The 14,082-nt window shown below is 65.9% G+C and carries 12 protein-coding genes; 9 read left to right on the forward strand and 3 right to left on the reverse strand.

Features of this window, described 5'->3' with window-relative positions; genetic code table 11:
• Positions 1 to 175 precede the first annotated feature (175 nt).
• The 3 genes from manD (at position 176) to AC3FNH_RS20525 (ending at position 2,966) form a co-directional block, all read left to right on the forward strand.
• Positions 176 to 1,384, forward strand: a complete 1,209-nt coding sequence (gene manD / locus AC3FNH_RS20515; RefSeq protein ID WP_488721396.1) for a D-mannonate dehydratase ManD — start codon at positions 176 to 178, stop codon at positions 1,382 to 1,384.
• Between the two features lie 32 nt (positions 1,385 to 1,416).
• Positions 1,417 to 2,451 carry a Zn-dependent oxidoreductase gene (locus tag AC3FNH_RS20520; protein WP_488721397.1) on the forward strand — a complete coding sequence of 345 codons (1,035 nt, stop codon included), beginning with the start codon at positions 1,417 to 1,419 and terminating at the stop codon, positions 2,449 to 2,451.
• Between the two features lie 323 nt (positions 2,452 to 2,774).
• Entirely contained in the window at positions 2,775 to 2,966 is a 192-nt protein-coding gene (locus AC3FNH_RS20525) for a DUF1484 family protein (protein WP_276098719.1), read from the forward strand.
• A gap of 213 nt (positions 2,967 to 3,179) precedes the next feature.
• Here AC3FNH_RS20525 and sorB read toward each other — a convergent pair whose 3' ends face one another.
• Together sorB and sorA are read right to left on the reverse strand one after the other, a co-directional pair.
• Positions 3,180 to 3,800: a SorB family sulfite dehydrogenase c-type cytochrome subunit gene (gene sorB, locus AC3FNH_RS20530; protein ID WP_488721398.1), complete on the reverse strand. Its 621-nt coding sequence runs from the start codon at positions 3,798 to 3,800 to the stop codon at positions 3,180 to 3,182.
• A 14-nt stretch (positions 3,801 to 3,814) separates the two neighbouring features.
• Complete coding sequence (gene sorA / locus AC3FNH_RS20535) at positions 3,815 to 5,071, reverse strand: SorA family sulfite dehydrogenase catalytic subunit (RefSeq protein WP_488721399.1); 1,257 nt, start codon at positions 5,069 to 5,071, stop codon at positions 3,815 to 3,817.
• Between the two features lie 191 nt (positions 5,072 to 5,262).
• Between sorA and AC3FNH_RS20540 the strand changes: the two genes are divergently transcribed.
• Entirely contained in the window at positions 5,263 to 6,315 is a 1,053-nt protein-coding gene (locus AC3FNH_RS20540) for a phytoene/squalene synthase family protein (protein WP_488721400.1), read from the forward strand.
• 31 nt (positions 6,316 to 6,346) lie between these two features.
• Here AC3FNH_RS20540 and AC3FNH_RS20545 read toward each other — a convergent pair whose 3' ends face one another.
• Positions 6,347 to 7,315: a LysR family transcriptional regulator gene (locus AC3FNH_RS20545; RefSeq protein ID WP_488721401.1), complete on the reverse strand. Its 969-nt coding sequence runs from the start codon at positions 7,313 to 7,315 to the stop codon at positions 6,347 to 6,349.
• 149 nt (positions 7,316 to 7,464) lie between these two features.
• Between AC3FNH_RS20545 and AC3FNH_RS20550 the strand changes: the two genes are divergently transcribed.
• The 5 genes from AC3FNH_RS20550 to AC3FNH_RS20570 all read left to right on the forward strand — a co-directional run bounded on the left by AC3FNH_RS20550 (position 7,465) and on the right by AC3FNH_RS20570 (position 14,022).
• Positions 7,465 to 8,439, forward strand: coding sequence for a Bug family tripartite tricarboxylate transporter substrate binding protein (locus AC3FNH_RS20550; RefSeq protein ID WP_276098723.1), 975 nt, complete (start codon positions 7,465 to 7,467; stop codon positions 8,437 to 8,439).
• 66 nt (positions 8,440 to 8,505) lie between these two features.
• Positions 8,506 to 9,744, forward strand: coding sequence for a CaiB/BaiF CoA transferase family protein (locus AC3FNH_RS20555; RefSeq protein ID WP_488721402.1), 1,239 nt, complete (start codon positions 8,506 to 8,508; stop codon positions 9,742 to 9,744).
• A 14-nt stretch (positions 9,745 to 9,758) separates the two neighbouring features.
• Positions 9,759 to 10,529 (forward strand): enoyl-CoA hydratase/isomerase family protein, encoded by a 771-nt coding sequence (locus AC3FNH_RS20560; protein WP_488721403.1) that lies wholly within the window; start codon positions 9,759 to 9,761, stop codon positions 10,527 to 10,529.
• Between the two features lie 79 nt (positions 10,530 to 10,608).
• On the forward strand, positions 10,609 to 12,978 hold the full coding sequence (locus tag AC3FNH_RS20565; protein ID WP_488721404.1) for an acyl-CoA dehydrogenase family protein: 2,370 nt from the start codon (positions 10,609 to 10,611) through the stop codon (positions 12,976 to 12,978).
• Between the two features lie 51 nt (positions 12,979 to 13,029).
• Positions 13,030 to 14,022 (forward strand): Bug family tripartite tricarboxylate transporter substrate binding protein, encoded by a 993-nt coding sequence (locus tag AC3FNH_RS20570; protein WP_276098727.1) that lies wholly within the window; start codon positions 13,030 to 13,032, stop codon positions 14,020 to 14,022.
• Positions 14,023 to 14,082: the final 60 nt, after the last annotated feature.

Consider the following 14,082-nt stretch of genomic DNA (forward strand, 5'->3'; position numbering starts at 1 on the left):
ACGTACCACGGGGTACCCGCACAAACGTGCGGCCGTTTCGCCAGACCTATGCAGAAGGTGCGCTTTACCGCTGCAGAAGCTGCCTCCACTCCCCGTGACGCCCCCGCTATAACCTGCGTGGCATGCCTTCCCCTCGTCGGGATTTCCCCCTTGCACGCAGCGCCAGGAGCACGCCTTGAAGATCGAACGGATCCAGACCATCGTCACCTGCCCGGGCCGCAACTTTGTGACCGTCAAGGTCGTGACGGACGCAGGCGTGCATGGTTTGGGGGATGCCACGCTCAATGGCCGGGAAATGGCCGTCAGGGCCTACCTCGAGGAACACGTCATTCCCTGTCTGATTAGGCGGGACCCGCGCGATATCGAGGACATCTGGCAATACCTTTACCGCGGCGCCTACTGGCGGCGCGGGCCCGTCACGATGACCGCCATCGCGGCCATCGACATGGCGCTGTGGGACATCAAGGGCAAGCTGGCGGGCATGCCGGTGTACCAGCTGCTGGGCGGCCGCAGCCGCCACGGGCTGATGGTGTACAGCCATGCCAATGGCCGCGACCACAGCGAAGCCATCGATGCCGTACACAAGCATATCGAGCAAGGCTACAAGGCAATCCGCGTGCAATCCGGCGTGCCGGGCTTGGCGAAGGTGTACGGCGTGGGCAAGCAACAAGGCCACTACGAACCCGCGGAGAAAGGCCTGCCCCCGGAGGAGCCGTGGGACACCTCGCTCTACCTGCGCCACGCGCCGGAGCTCTTTCGCAAGGTGCGCGAGGCGGTCGGCTTCGAACCCCATCTGCTGCATGATGCGCACCACCGGCTGACACCCATCGAAGCGGCCCGCCTCGGCAAGGCACTCGAACCCTACAGCCTGTTCTGGCTGGAGGATGCCACGCCCGCCGAGAACCAGGACGCATTCCGCCTCATTCGCCAGCACACCACTACGCCGCTGGCGGTCGGCGAGATCTTCAATTCCATCTGGGACTGCAAGGACCTGATCAGCAACCAGCTGGTCGACTACATCCGCGCCACCATCGTGCACGCCGGCGGCATCACGCACGTGCGGCGCATCGCGGACTTCGCCGCCATGTACCAGGTGCGCACCGGCTTTCATGGCGCCACCGACCTGTCTCCGGTGTGCATGGCGGCCGCGGTCAACTTCGGGTTGTGGGCGCCAAACTTCGGCATTCAGGAACTGATGCCGCACAGCGCCCTGACCGACGAGGTCTTTCCGCACAACTACCGCTTCGAAGATGGCTACCTCGTCATGGATGAAGTGCCGGGCCTTGGCGTCGACATCGACGAGACCCTGGCCGCCAGGTATCCGTACGAACGCGCCTACCTGCCGGTGGCACGCCTGCGTGATGGCTCGATGTGGCACTGGTAATCCGGCCCAGGCCTTCAGAACAAGGACTCAGGATGTTGAGCGTTGTCGTCGATCAACCGAACAGCATGGCCGTGTGCGAACGGCCAACCCCCGCGCCCGCTCCCGGTGAAGTCCGCGTGCGCGTGCGCTATGCCGGCATCTGCGGCTCGGACCTGCATATCTTCCACGGCAAGAACCCCTTCGTGGCCTATCCGCGCATCATTGGCCATGAGTTCGTGGGTCGCGTCGACGCGGTCGGCGCCGGCGTCGACACGTCGCGCATCGGAGAGCGAGTGGTGGTGGATCCGGTGATCAGCTGCGGACAGTGCCATGCCTGCCGGATCGGCCGGCAGAACGTCTGCACCCACCTGCAGGTCATCGGCGTGCACCGCGACGGCGGCTTCAGCGAGTACGCGTGCGTACCGGCGCGCAATGCCTACGCGGTTCCCGATGGCTTGGCGACAACCAGCGCCTCGGTGATCGAACCGTTCGCCGTGGCGGCCAACGTCACCTACCGCACCGGCGTGCTGTGCGAAGACATTGCACTGGTCTATGGCGCCGGGCCGGTCGGTCTCAACCTGCTGCAGGTGCTCAAGCGCGTGTACGGTGTGCGCACTTTCATCACCGATCACGTTGACGAGCGCCTGGCGCTGGCGCGTGGTTGCGGTGCCGAAGAGGACGAAATCATCAACACCGCGCGTGAACCGCTGGAGCTGGCCCTTGCGCGGCGCGGGGTGGATGGCGGCCCGACGCTGATCTATGACGCGGTCTGCCACCCGTCGATCCTGGAAGAGGCGGTGCGTCTTGCCGCGCCGGCAGGCCGGATCGGCGTATTGGGCTTTTCCGCGACGCCGTCTGCGATTCCGCAGCAGGAGCTGACAAAAAAGGAGCTGAGCGTCTACGCGTCGCGCCTGAACTGCGCGATGTTCCCTACCGTGATCGACTGGATCTCGCGCGGACTGGTGGATCCGGGCCACATCGTCACGCACCAGTTCGACTTCCGCGAAGTCGCAAGCGCCTTCGACCTGGCTGAGCGCAATCCGCGCGAGAGCTGCAAGGTGTTGCTCGATTTTGGCGAGCCCGCATGATATGGCGATGCGGCGTATGCCGCTGTACGGAAATGCGAAGTGTCCTATCGATTCGTCATCGGCGCCGAGGAACACTTGAGGCCGTCATCGCGTTGCGGTGACCGGGTGTGGAAGCCTGAATGCATCGACCGACCAAAGGAGCGCTTCGGCGCCCTTCTCATTCGCGTACGCGCTTGTCGTCGTTTCCATGGCGGGCCGGACACGAGGCAGCCGCAAGGCTGACCGGTTTTGGTCGATACACCGGTTTTCCACCCTCGTCGTCAAGGTCCGCCGCCCTCCCCTCAATAGTTCGCGGTCGACCTTCTACACACCATGGAGGTCAAATGTCCACAATCGATGTTTCCGCAGCGAACTCCAGCCTGCAGCAAGTCAGCGCAGGTCTTGAAGGGGTTCTCGACTTGCTTGAGCAGCAAAGCGAGCGATCGGAGAAGTGCTTCAGCGCGTTCTGCCTGCTCGGATTGCTGAAGGCGCAGTTGGAATGGGTGCTCGCTTGTCAGATGTCGGGGCAAGAATAGACGGCGCGGGCTCGCCGGCTTGTGGCCATGCATGGGTCGGCGTGCTTGACGTGCGCCAAGAACGACAGCTCGTCGACCATCCTGCCCCTGACCTGACCATCATTACGGTCATGGAAGTCACTCGGGTGGGCATTGAAGCTCGAGTCACAGGGCCAGGACGAAAGCGTGGCGGCATAAAGAGAAGGGGCTACGCATTCACGTAGCCCGATTCCGTTATCGCGACAACACCCACGTCGCCAGCGTCTTCAAATCCGCCTCATCCAACTGCGGGAAGCCTGGCATCGGCACCTGCCCCCACCTGCCACTGCCGCCGTTGCGAATGCTCTGCATCACCTTGCCCGTAGCATCGGCATTGCCTGCGTACTTGGCCGCCACGTCATGAAAAGCAGGGCCGACCACCTTCTTGTCGACCGCATGGCAGGCGCTGCACTGGTTGGCGCCGAGCAGCGCATCCGCCGTGCGCGGTCCGCCATTGGCTGCTGCCGCGGCGGGCACGGGAACGGCCGCTACGGGCGTTGCGCTGCCGCGCTCCGCGCCATAGGTCTTGACGAGGTAGTCAACGATGGCCGGCATGTCTTCGTCGCGCAGCGGCGCGCCAAAGGGCTTCTTCATCTTCTTGACGGTCGCGTCCCAGTAGGCGCGGTTGGAGGTCTGCGGCTGCGTCTCCACGTACTGCGCCGAATGGCAGGTCATGCAGTTCTGCTGCACCAGCCGGTAACCGGGCAGATCGCTCGGACGATAGGCGGCTGTTTCCGCGGGCAGGGTCACTTCCAGCGCCATGGCTGGCACGGCGATGGCGGCGAGCGCGGCGGCGATCAGGGTCTTCATTTTCATGATGTCCGCCTCCCTCAAACCGCCGTGACGCGCGTGGTCTCGACCACGTTGCGCATATAGCCGGGCGGGTTCCACAGCGCCTCGAGCGGCTGGCTCTGGCCAATGCGGTTCACAGCGCGCACGCGCAGGTCCAGGTTGCCGCGGCGCGGCGGGCGCAGCGCCGCCGTCCATTCGCGGAACGAGTAGCGGCCAAGGTCCTGGCCGAGTTTTGCCGATTGCCACGACCGTCCGCCATCCGCGGAGAAGGCGACTTCGGCGATACCGTAGCCACCATCGAACGCAATACCGCGTACCACCGTCTCGCGGCCTGCCGGCACCTTGGCGCCGTCTTCCAGGCTGGTGATGAACGAGCGCACCGTGAAGCGGCCGATCGGCGTGGTCGCCGACGGCGCAGTGCCGGGCGCCACGCAAGCGCACGGGTTCGCCGGGATGCGATAGGCCGATGCCATCCAGAAGCCATCAAACACCTTGTCCACGACCTGGATGTCCGACAGATGCTTGACCCAGTATGTGCCATAGTGCCCCGGCACCACGAGCCGCAGCGGATAGCCATTGAGCATCGGCAGATCCGCGCCGTTCATCGCCCAGGCCAGCATCACCTCGCCGTCGAGCGCGTGATCGATATTCAGCGCCTTGACGAAGTCCGGTCCGGTTTCGAGCGGCGGCTTGTCGAGACCATTGAAGGTAACCTGGACTGCACCCGGCTGCACGCCAGCCTTTTCCAGGACCTTCTTGAGCGGCACGCCGGTCCAGCGCGCATTGCCCATCGCCCCGTTGCCAAGCTGGCCGCCGTTCACGCGCGGGTCGAAGAAGCCACGGCTATTGCCCGAGCACTGGTTCACGGCCACGATCTCGACCGGATCGGCCAGGGTCTTCAGGTCAGCCAGCGACAGCTCCAGCGGCGCCTTCACGTGGCCGCCAATGCGCAGCCGATAGGCTTGCGGATCGATCGAAGTCGGGATGCCGCTCCAGTGATAGCGCACGAAGAACGCGTCATTGGGCGTGAGGACGCCCTCGTTGAACACGCTGAACGGCGTCTCGAGCTGCGGCGGGCGGCTGGTCAGGAGGATCAGCGGGCGCTTCTGCGGGAAGGCAACCAGTTCGCGCTCGCCGTTGGCAAAGGGCATCGTGACCTTGCCCGGCATGCCGGCAGCCAGCGCATCGAACGCCGTGGCGCCCAGCGCGGCCTGGGCCATCAGGGCGCCGGCCCCTTGCAGGAAACGGCGCCGCTCGCGTGTGGGGCGGCGGTGGGAATCGTCGGGGGCAGTCATGGTCTTCTCCCTATTTGTTCTGAATATAGTGTCCACGGTGAGGACTTTGGGGAATTGTCGCCAGCAGGCATGGGCGGCGTATAACGCGTTATTTTGGTAAGGGTTATCGGTGGAATCGAATGTGCCGCTACTAACTTAGGTCGGGAAGTGACGGCTACAATGCGCCCTACCCTCGCGCAACCACCGCACCCATGCCAAACCCGACCCGGGCCTACCTGCTCGGCCCGCTGCTGAAGGGAGTTTCCCGCTCGTTCTACCTGACGCTGCGCATCCTGCCGGCGGGTATGCGCGACCCCGTCGGCCTGGCTTACCTGCTCGCGCGTGCGGCCGACACGATTGCGGACACCGCGCTGATTCCGGCCGCGGAGCGCCTTGATCTGCTGCTTGCGCTTCGCGAATGTGTCAATGGCCGCAGCGACCCGATGCCGTTCGCCGACCGGTTGTCCCGCGAAGTCGCCAACCATCAGACGGAATCCAAGGAGAAAGCGCTGCTGGAGTCGATCCGGCCTGCGTTCGACGTGCTGGCGCAGCTCGATGACGCCGACCGGGCCGCCGTGCGCGGCATCGTCACCACGCTGACCGAGGGCATGGAATTCGACCTGCGCACGTTCCCGGACGAGCGCTCCGGCGAACTTGGCGCGTTGCAGCAACTGGCCGAGCTTGATCGCTACACGTACCTCGTCGCCGGCTGCGTCGGAGAGTTCTGGACAGCAATGACTTACGCCCACCTGCCCGGCGTACTCAGGGAAGAGCCAGCCATCATGCAGCGTCGGGGCATCCGCTTCGGCAAGGCCCTGCAGATGGTCAACGTGCTGCGCGACTGCGGCAGCGACCTGCGTATCGGGCGCTGCTATCTGCCGAAGGAACTCCTCCACCGCTACGGATGCGAGCCGCGCGACCTGCTGGAGCCGGCAAATTCGCGCCGCATGCGGCCGGTGCTGTTCGAGCTCGTGCGCCTGGCGCTCGACCACTTCCGCGAAGCCATGGCCTACACGCTCGCGATTCCGCGTACTGCCGTGCGGCTGCGGCTCGCCTGCCTGTGGCCGATCCTGATCGGGCTCGAGACCCTGTTGCTGCTTGTGGAGAACGAGGCGTGGCTCGACCCGGACAAGGTCTCGAAGACCGACCGCAGGAAGGTCTACCGCATCCTCGGCGGCAGCACGCTGCTGGTCATGTCGGACAGCTTGTTGCGTCGCTGGATGGAAGGCGAGATCGCGCGCATCGAGGCAGTGTTGTCGCGATAAGGACGACAAGGCACGTATCGCCCGCGCGGCATTACCGCCGCGCCGGGCCGACGCGCGCCGGCCAGCTCCCGTCGGCAATCTGCGCGCTGACGATCTCCCCAAGCAACTCATGCACCGCCGACGCCGCCACCGACAGCGGCATGGTGGCCGAGCGGCACAGGAACACCGGTCGCGACATGGCGGGTTCGGCAATGCGCGCGGCCGACAGCAGCCCCTTGCGCAGTTCCGCGCAGACCGATGCATACGAGAGCACCGTGCAGCCGACGCCGGCCGCGGCCAGCGCGATCAGCTCGGGGATGGCATTCACCTCCGCCAGTACGCTCAGTCCGATCTCATGGGCACGCAAATGGCTGTCGATCAGCGCCCGCAGGCCATGCTCGCCGGCGGGCAGGATCATCGGATAGCGGCTCAGATCGCCCAGGCGAACGTATTTTGCAGGCAGGGCATCGCGTCGCTTCGCGCCACCAAACCTGCCGGGCGCGGCCACGAGCACAAGGTCTTCGTCGACCAGATGATCGAACAGGAGCCCGGGGTCGGCGTTCGCCTGGAAGGTCATGCCGATATCGATATGGCCGGTCAGCAGATGGTTCGGGATGTACCCGGTGCTCAGTTCGATCACCTGCAGCCGCACCCTGGGCCAGCGTCGGATGGTCTCCCGTACCAGCGGCACGGTCAGGATCTTGGCCATGGACTGCGGCAGGCCGATCGCGACGCGCCCCTCCGGATCCGTGACAAGATCGCGCACGTCTTCACAGGCAAGGTCGAGCCGCTTCAGGATGTCCCTGGCATGCTGCTCGAAACGCTGGCCCGCCGCCGTGACCGACACGCCCTTGTGGCTGCGCGTGAACAGGGCCACGCCGAGCGTCTCTTCGAGCTGCCGGATCTGCAGGCTCACGGCAGGCTGGGCGATATGCAACGTTTCCGCCGCGCGCGAGATTGACCCCGCCGCTGCCACGGCGAGGAAGCTGCGCAACCCGCGCACGTCCACTGGTATTCCCATTGCTGTCTCCCTGGCCCCCGCCGGCTATAACGGATCATGATACCCGGCATCCAGAAGATGTCTTGGACATATAGCCAAGCGGCCTTGATAGTGACACCTGCCCCGCGCAACGCACGCGGACTCCGGCACAGACCATCACTGGAGACGATATGGGAATCGGTCGCCGCAACTTTCTTGCAGGCGCAGGCGCCGCGCTGTTCGCGCGGCCACTGCTGGCAAACCAATGGCCCACGCGGCCGCTCAGGCTGGTGGTGCCGTTTGCCGCCGGCGGCCCCGGCGACTTCGTCGCGCGGCAGATTGCCGTGCCGTTGTCGCAGAAGCTCGGCCAGACCGTCGTCGTGGAGAACAAGCCCGGCGCTGGCGGCAACCTCGGCACGCAGAGCGTGCTCGATGCCAGCCCCGATGGCTACACCATCCTGCTGAACACGGTCGGCATGCACGCCGTCAACCCGCTGATGTTCCCGGACCTGCGCTTCCAGCCGCAGCGCGACCTGCTGGCGCTGGGCGTGGTCGCGACTGTGCCGAACGTGCTGGTGGTGCACCCGACCAAGCTCGGTGTGAGCAGCCTGGCCGACCTGGTCCGGCTGGGCAGGCAGAAGCCCGACAACCTCAGCTACGCGACCTATGGCGCGGGCAGCTCGCCGCATATCTATGGCGCGCTGCTGCTCAAGGCCGCGAAGTTCTCCGCAGTCACCATCCCGTACAAGGGCAGCGCGCCCGCCAGCAGCGACGTGATGGCCGGCAATGTCGACTTCCTGTTCGACAGCATGACCACCTGCATTGGCCAGGTTCAGGGCGGCAAGCTCAAGGCACTGGCCATCACCTCGGCCGCGCGTTCGCCGCTGCTGCCCGATGTGCCGACGCTGGCCGAAGCGGGATATCCAGCGGTAAGCCTCAAGTTCTGGCTCGCGCTGCAGGTCTCGGCGCGCACGCCGCCCGCGATTGTCGGATTGCTGCGCGATGCGGTGGCCGAATCCGCGCGCAATGCGGCGTACGGCAGTGCGCTGGTCGCACGCGGGGCCGAGCCGTTCCATCTTGCGCCCGGCGAAGTGCAGGACTTCGTCAACCGCGACGCGGCGCGCTGGACGGCCCTGGCGCGGTCGATCGACATCAAGCCTGAATAGGACGCGTGGATCCGGCCCTGGTACAGGGGCCAGGGGCCGCATATGGATTTCAATCGGGATAGACACATGATTGCATTGCAGGGAATTCGGGTCCTCGACCTGAGCAAGGTGCTGGCTGGCCCGCTGTGCGGCCAGTACCTGGGCGAGCTTGGCGCCGAAGTCATCAAGGTCGAGCCCGTCGGGCACGGCGACGACACGCGCGCGTGGCTGCCGCAGGACCGCGGCCAGTCCGCCACGTTCCTGGCGGTCAACCACAACAAGCGCAGCCTCGCTGTCGACCTGAAGACGGCGCAGGGCCGTGAGATCGTGCAGACGCTGGCGGCCAAGGCCGACATCGTGCTGCAAGGATTCGGCAGCGGCGCCGCCGCGCGGCTTGGCGTCGACTACGAAACCCTGTCGGCGCTGAACCCCGAGCTGATCTACTGCGAGATTTCCGGCTACGGACGGACCGGCCCGCTCGGTCAGGAGCCCGGCTACGACGTCATGCTGCAGGCCTTCAGCGGCATGATCAGCACGATGGGAGAAGCGGGCGGCAGGCTGGCCCGCGCAAGTTTCTCGCCGGTCGATCTCGGCACCGGCATGCATGCGTTCAGCGGCATCCTGGCCGCGCTGATCGAGCGGCAGAAAACCGGCCGCGGCATGCAGCTGGAGGTCTCGCTGCTGGACACCGCGATGGGTTTCATGGGCTACCTCGCGCAGAACTACTGGTGCAGCGGCAAGCCGCCGCGCCCGATGGGGACCGCGCATCCGGCCATGGCACCGTACCAGGTATTCGAGGCCGCGGACGGCCCGGTCATGATCGGCATCGGCAATGATGCGCAATGGCGGCGCTTCTGCCCCGTTGCCGGGCTACAGGCCTATGTCGACGATCCGCGCTTCGCGACCAATGCCGATCGCGTGGCGCACTTCGACGAAACCGTAGCGCTGGTAAGAGCGCGTATTAGGACCGAACCCGTTGCGTTCTGGCTGGAAGCGCTGCGCAACGCGGGCGTTGCCTGCGCCCCGATTCATACGCTCGACCAGGCCCTGGCCCATCCGCAGCTTGCGGCACGCGGGCTGGTCGTCGAGTCGGAGCACCCGGTGCTGGGAACGGTCCGCAACATGGGCCTGCCCGTGCGCTTCCGGGGCGAGGACCGCGCCGCGCACCGGGCTCCGCCACTGCTCGGCGAGCATACCGAGGAGGTACTGCGCCAGGCCGGCTACGACGCCGACACCATCGCCGCGCTCAAGGCGAGCGGCGTCGTGGCAACTGCCGGCAGCGCTGAATCCAACACCCCGCCGGCGCGCCAGCGCGCCGCGGCATGACACCTGGAGCCGACATGTCCGCCGTTACCTATGAAGTCCGCGACCGCGTCGCGGAGATCCTGCTGGACAGCCCGCCGGTCAATGCCCTGAGCGAAGGCATGATCGACGCGCTGCTGGACGCCTTGCGCCGTGCGGCGCAGGACGATTCCGTACGTGCCGTCATTCTCGGCAGCGCCGTGCCGCGGCGCTTCTGCGCTGGGCTTCAGCTCGATGCGCTGCACGGTGCAACGCCGTCGCGCGCGTACCAGCTTGTCGACAAGCTCTACAACGGGCTGCACGAAGCACAGTTCAACCTCGGCAAGCCGTCCATTGCCGCGGTGAGCGGGACTGCGCGCGGCGGCGGCATGACGCTGGCGATTCACTGCGACATGATCGTGGCCGCCGATTCCGCGACCTTCGGCTATCCGGAGATCGATGTCGGCGTTACGCCGGCCATCCATTTCACGCACCTGCCGCGCATCATCGGCCGCCATCGCGCGTTCGACCTGCTGTTCACGGGCCGCTCGTTCGGCGCGGCCGAAGCCATGTCGCTCGGACTGGTCAGCCGTGTCGTTCCGGAGCAAGACGTCATGCGCGAAGCGCGTGCGCTGGCGCAGACGCTATGCGAGAAGTCCCCGGTCGTGATGCGGATGGGACGCACGGCATTCCTGCGCGCCAATGATGGCGACTACCGGCGCGGGATCGCCACGGCCGTGGAATCGTTTGGCAATGTCTTTGCGACGGAAGACTCCAGGGAGGGGATCGCCGCCTTCGTGGAAAAGCGCAAGCCGTACTGGCAAGGCTGACGACAGAACGGTACGGGGGGCGCGGCAAACCATGCACAGCCGGCCATTTGATGCCACGTAACCAGAAAGAAAAAGGGCCATGCCACATCCATCAGACGCCAGTTCCGTTGTGTCCGAAGAGACGTTCCGCGATGAGGTCCACGCATTCCTCGCGGAGGCGGTGCCAGCCGACATCCGTGCGGCAACGCAGGCCAACTGTCTTGTCACCCGGGAACAGGCCGCACGCTGGCACCGCATCCTTCATGCTCGCGGCTGGGCTGCCCCGGGTTGGCCACGCGAGCACGGCGGCCCGGGGTGGTCGCTGGTGCAGCAGGCCATCTTCCGCGAGGAACTCGCCGCCAGCGACGCGCCGCATATCGAGAATCTCGGCATCGATACCATCGGTCCCACGCTGATCCGGCACGGCACGCCGGAACAGTGCCGGAAGTTCCTCCCTGGCATGCTGTCTTTCGACGACTTCTGGGCACAGGGATACTCCGAGCCGGACGCCGGATCGGACCTCGCGGCACTGCGCACCACGGCGCGGCTGGACGATGGCATGTGGTGCGTCAATGGCACAAAGATCTGGCAAAGCCTCGGGCATTGGGCCAACTGGGCCCTCGTTCTGGTTCGCACGGATCCGCGCGCGACACGCAAGCAGGATGGGATCTCGGTACTGCTCGTCGACCTGCGCTCACCCGGGGTAACCGTACGGCCGATCCGCTATATCAACGGCTCGCACTTCCACGTCCAGATCTTCTTTGACGATGTGCGGGTGCCAGCCGAGAACCTGGTCGGCCCGGTCGACAACGGGTGGGCGATCGCCAAGGGACTGCTGGTCATCGAACGCCTGTTCGTGGCACGCATGGCCGAATGCAAGGCAGAACTCGCCAGTGCCGCAAGACTGGTCAGGGCACGCCAGATCGATCACTCTCCCGCGCTGCGCGTTGAACATGCACTGCTTGCGCGCCGCCACGCTGAGCTGGACATCCGCACGCGCACCCTGGAAGCCGCCTGGTGGCCTGCCGTTCGGATGGCTGCAGAGGGTGGCAGCCCCGACCTGGAAGCTTCACTGCTGAAGCTTGAGGGCATCCAGCTGCTGCAGGACCTTCACTTGTTCCAGACCGATGCGCATGGCACCGAGTCGCTGCGGTTCCATCCCGAAGCGCTCGACGGGCAGCCAGGCAGTTTGTCCGGCACCGCGGAGCATGCGGCAAATCTGGCCTTGCATATGTGGCGCTATCGGGGCAGTTCCCTGGCGGGCGGTTCCTCGGAGATTCAGAAGCAGATCATCGCCAAGGCAATCTTCGCCGGGCAGACCGAGATCGATCGTCCACGCAACGACCATCTGAGCGAACAGCAGGCCATGATGGTCGACACGGTCCGGCGCTGGCTGGGCAAGCATTACACCTTCGACCGCCGCCAGCGGATCGTCGGTGCGCAAGGCGGCTTCGACCAGGAGGCATGGACGGGGCTCTGCGAACTCGGCCTCGTCAACCTGGCCATCCCGGAAAGTGCCGGCGGCCTCGGTCAATCGATGGAAGACCTGCTGCCACTTGTCGAAACGCTGGGCGAAGCGCTGGTGCTGGAGCCCCTGCCGTGGAATGCAGTCCTGGTGGTGCAGGCACTGCTTGCCATGCCCGCCAGCGCGGCGCGCGACACGCTGCTGGCAGCAGTCGCAAGTGGCGATGCCTTGTGCGCGCTGGCCTGTGGCGATGATTCCGGTCCCGGCCGGAGCTGGCGTCCGAAAGTCGCCGCACATCAGGCGGGCGATGACTGGCGGCTTGGCGGCATCTATCCGCTGGTCATGGGTGGCGCCCAGGCCCATCGCTTCATCGTGGCCGCGCTGCGCGAAGATGGCAGCGCGGCCCTGTTCGATGTACCGGCCGATGTGGCTGGCGTCGCCACACAGGCATACCAGCTGCACGATGGACGCGGCGCCGCCAGCCTGCGGCTCGACGCGGTCACGCTGCCGCCCTCTGCCTTGCTCGCCGGCGGCGCAACGGTTGCCGTCGCTCTTGAGAGTGCCCTGTCATTTGCCACGCTGGCGCTTTGCGCGGAAAGCATCGGCGCCATGCGGCAAGCGCTCGGCATCACGGTCGAATACCTGCGTACCCGCAAGCAGTTCGGCCGCACGCTGGCAGAACAGCAAGTCTTGCAGCATCGCGTGGTCGACCATTACCGCGCCTGGCATGGCGCGCGACACCTGGTGAGGCGAACCCTCGCCGGCTGGCAGACGGCATCACCCGCCGAACGCAAGTGCCGCGTCAGCGCCGCGAAGTACACGGTGGGCATGGCCGGCCGCGCGATCGCGCTCGACGTTCTGCAACTGCATGGCGCGGTCGGCCTGCAGGACGAGACGCCGATCAGCCATTACAGCAAGCGGCTGATGGGCAACGATCTGTTGCTCGGCAACGCTGCCGCGCACCTGGGCCGCTTCGCGGCGGCCACGGAGGAAGCGCGCCCCTGACGCAGTCTGATCTTGCAGGTCCACGAAGCACACAAAGAGGAGGCAAGAGGTATGCAAGCGTTCTACCGGGCGAAACGTTCCGTCGTGATGGCAACCGCCCTTACCCTGATGGCACTGGCACTTCCCTCAATCACGCATGCACAGGTGGCCTGGCCCGCGCGGCCCATCACCATCGTCGTGCCAGGCGCAGCTGGCGGCACCATCGACATTCCGATCCGGCTGCTGGCACAGAAGCTGAGCGCGCGTGTCGGTCAGCCGGTCGTCGTAGACAATCGCCCGGGCAGCGGCGGCATCATCGGCACGCAGGCCGCCCTACGGGCCCCGGCTGACGGCTATACCCTCCTGGCGGGCAATGTCGGCCCGCAGGCAATCAACTACAGCGCCTACAAGCGACTCACGTACCAACCGTCCGATCTGACGGCTGTCACGGACATCATTGCCTTTCCCAATGTGCTGGTGGTCAATGCCCGCTCGCCGGTCAGGAGCGTGGCGGACCTGGTTGCGCAACTGAAGCAACAACCCGGCAAGCTGTCTTTTGGTTCGGCGGGCATCGGGCAGACCAGCCACCTGGTCGGTGAACTCTTCAAGCTTCGCACGGGGACCGATGCCATCCACGTGCCATACAAGGGGTCCACGCCTGCCACCACGGCATTGCTGGCCGAGGAGACTTCGTTCCAGTTTGACAACCTGACGCAGGCGCTGCCCTACATCCGCGCCGGCAAGCTGCGCGCGCTTGCCGTGACGGCCAGACAGCGCATGCCGAGCCTCCCCGAGGTTCCGACCATGGAGCAGGCGGGGTTCGACAATTTCCTGTCGACGGCCTGGATCGGCATCTTCGTCTCGGCGAAAACACCACAGGGTGTCGTCTCCGATCTGGAACGGCAGCTCGCGGCTGTCATGCGTGACCCCGACCTGCAGGAGCAGATCCGGCAGATGGGCGGCATTCCCGGCGGCCAGTCACCGGAAAAATTCGCCGCCTTCGTCGCCAGCGAGCGCGACCGCTGGGGAGAGGTCATTCGGGCCTCGCATATGACGCTGGATTGAAGTCGGCATACTCGAGCGGCCGGCACCGCGCGCGTCCGAGGCCCCCGGTATGACATGCGG

The sequence above is a fragment of the Cupriavidus sp. 22TCCZM01-5 genome, assembly GCF_057798915.1.

Coding starts and splice junctions, on each gene's coding strand:
- AC3FNH_RS20560 (WP_488721403.1), top strand. CDS start 9,759: ATGTCCGCCGTTACCTATGAAGTCCGCGACCGCGTCGCGGAGATCCTG.
- AC3FNH_RS20550 (WP_276098723.1), top strand. CDS start 7,465: ATGGGAATCGGTCGCCGCAACTTTCTTGCAGGCGCAGGCGCCGCGCTG.
- AC3FNH_RS20545 (WP_488721401.1), bottom strand. CDS start 7,315: ATGGGAATACCAGTGGACGTGCGCGGGTTGCGCAGCTTCCTCGCCGTG.
- AC3FNH_RS20565 (WP_488721404.1), top strand. CDS start 10,609: ATGCCACATCCATCAGACGCCAGTTCCGTTGTGTCCGAAGAGACGTTC.
- AC3FNH_RS20570 (WP_276098727.1), top strand. CDS start 13,030: ATGCAAGCGTTCTACCGGGCGAAACGTTCCGTCGTGATGGCAACCGCC.
- AC3FNH_RS20540 (WP_488721400.1), top strand. CDS start 5,263: ATGCCAAACCCGACCCGGGCCTACCTGCTCGGCCCGCTGCTGAAGGGA.
- AC3FNH_RS20525 (WP_276098719.1), top strand. CDS start 2,775: ATGTCCACAATCGATGTTTCCGCAGCGAACTCCAGCCTGCAGCAAGTC.
- sorB (WP_488721398.1), bottom strand. CDS start 3,800: ATGAAAATGAAGACCCTGATCGCCGCCGCGCTCGCCGCCATCGCCGTG.
- sorA (WP_488721399.1), bottom strand. CDS start 5,071: ATGACTGCCCCCGACGATTCCCACCGCCGCCCCACACGCGAGCGGCGC.
- AC3FNH_RS20555 (WP_488721402.1), top strand. CDS start 8,506: ATGATTGCATTGCAGGGAATTCGGGTCCTCGACCTGAGCAAGGTGCTG.
- AC3FNH_RS20520 (WP_488721397.1), top strand. CDS start 1,417: ATGTTGAGCGTTGTCGTCGATCAACCGAACAGCATGGCCGTGTGCGAA.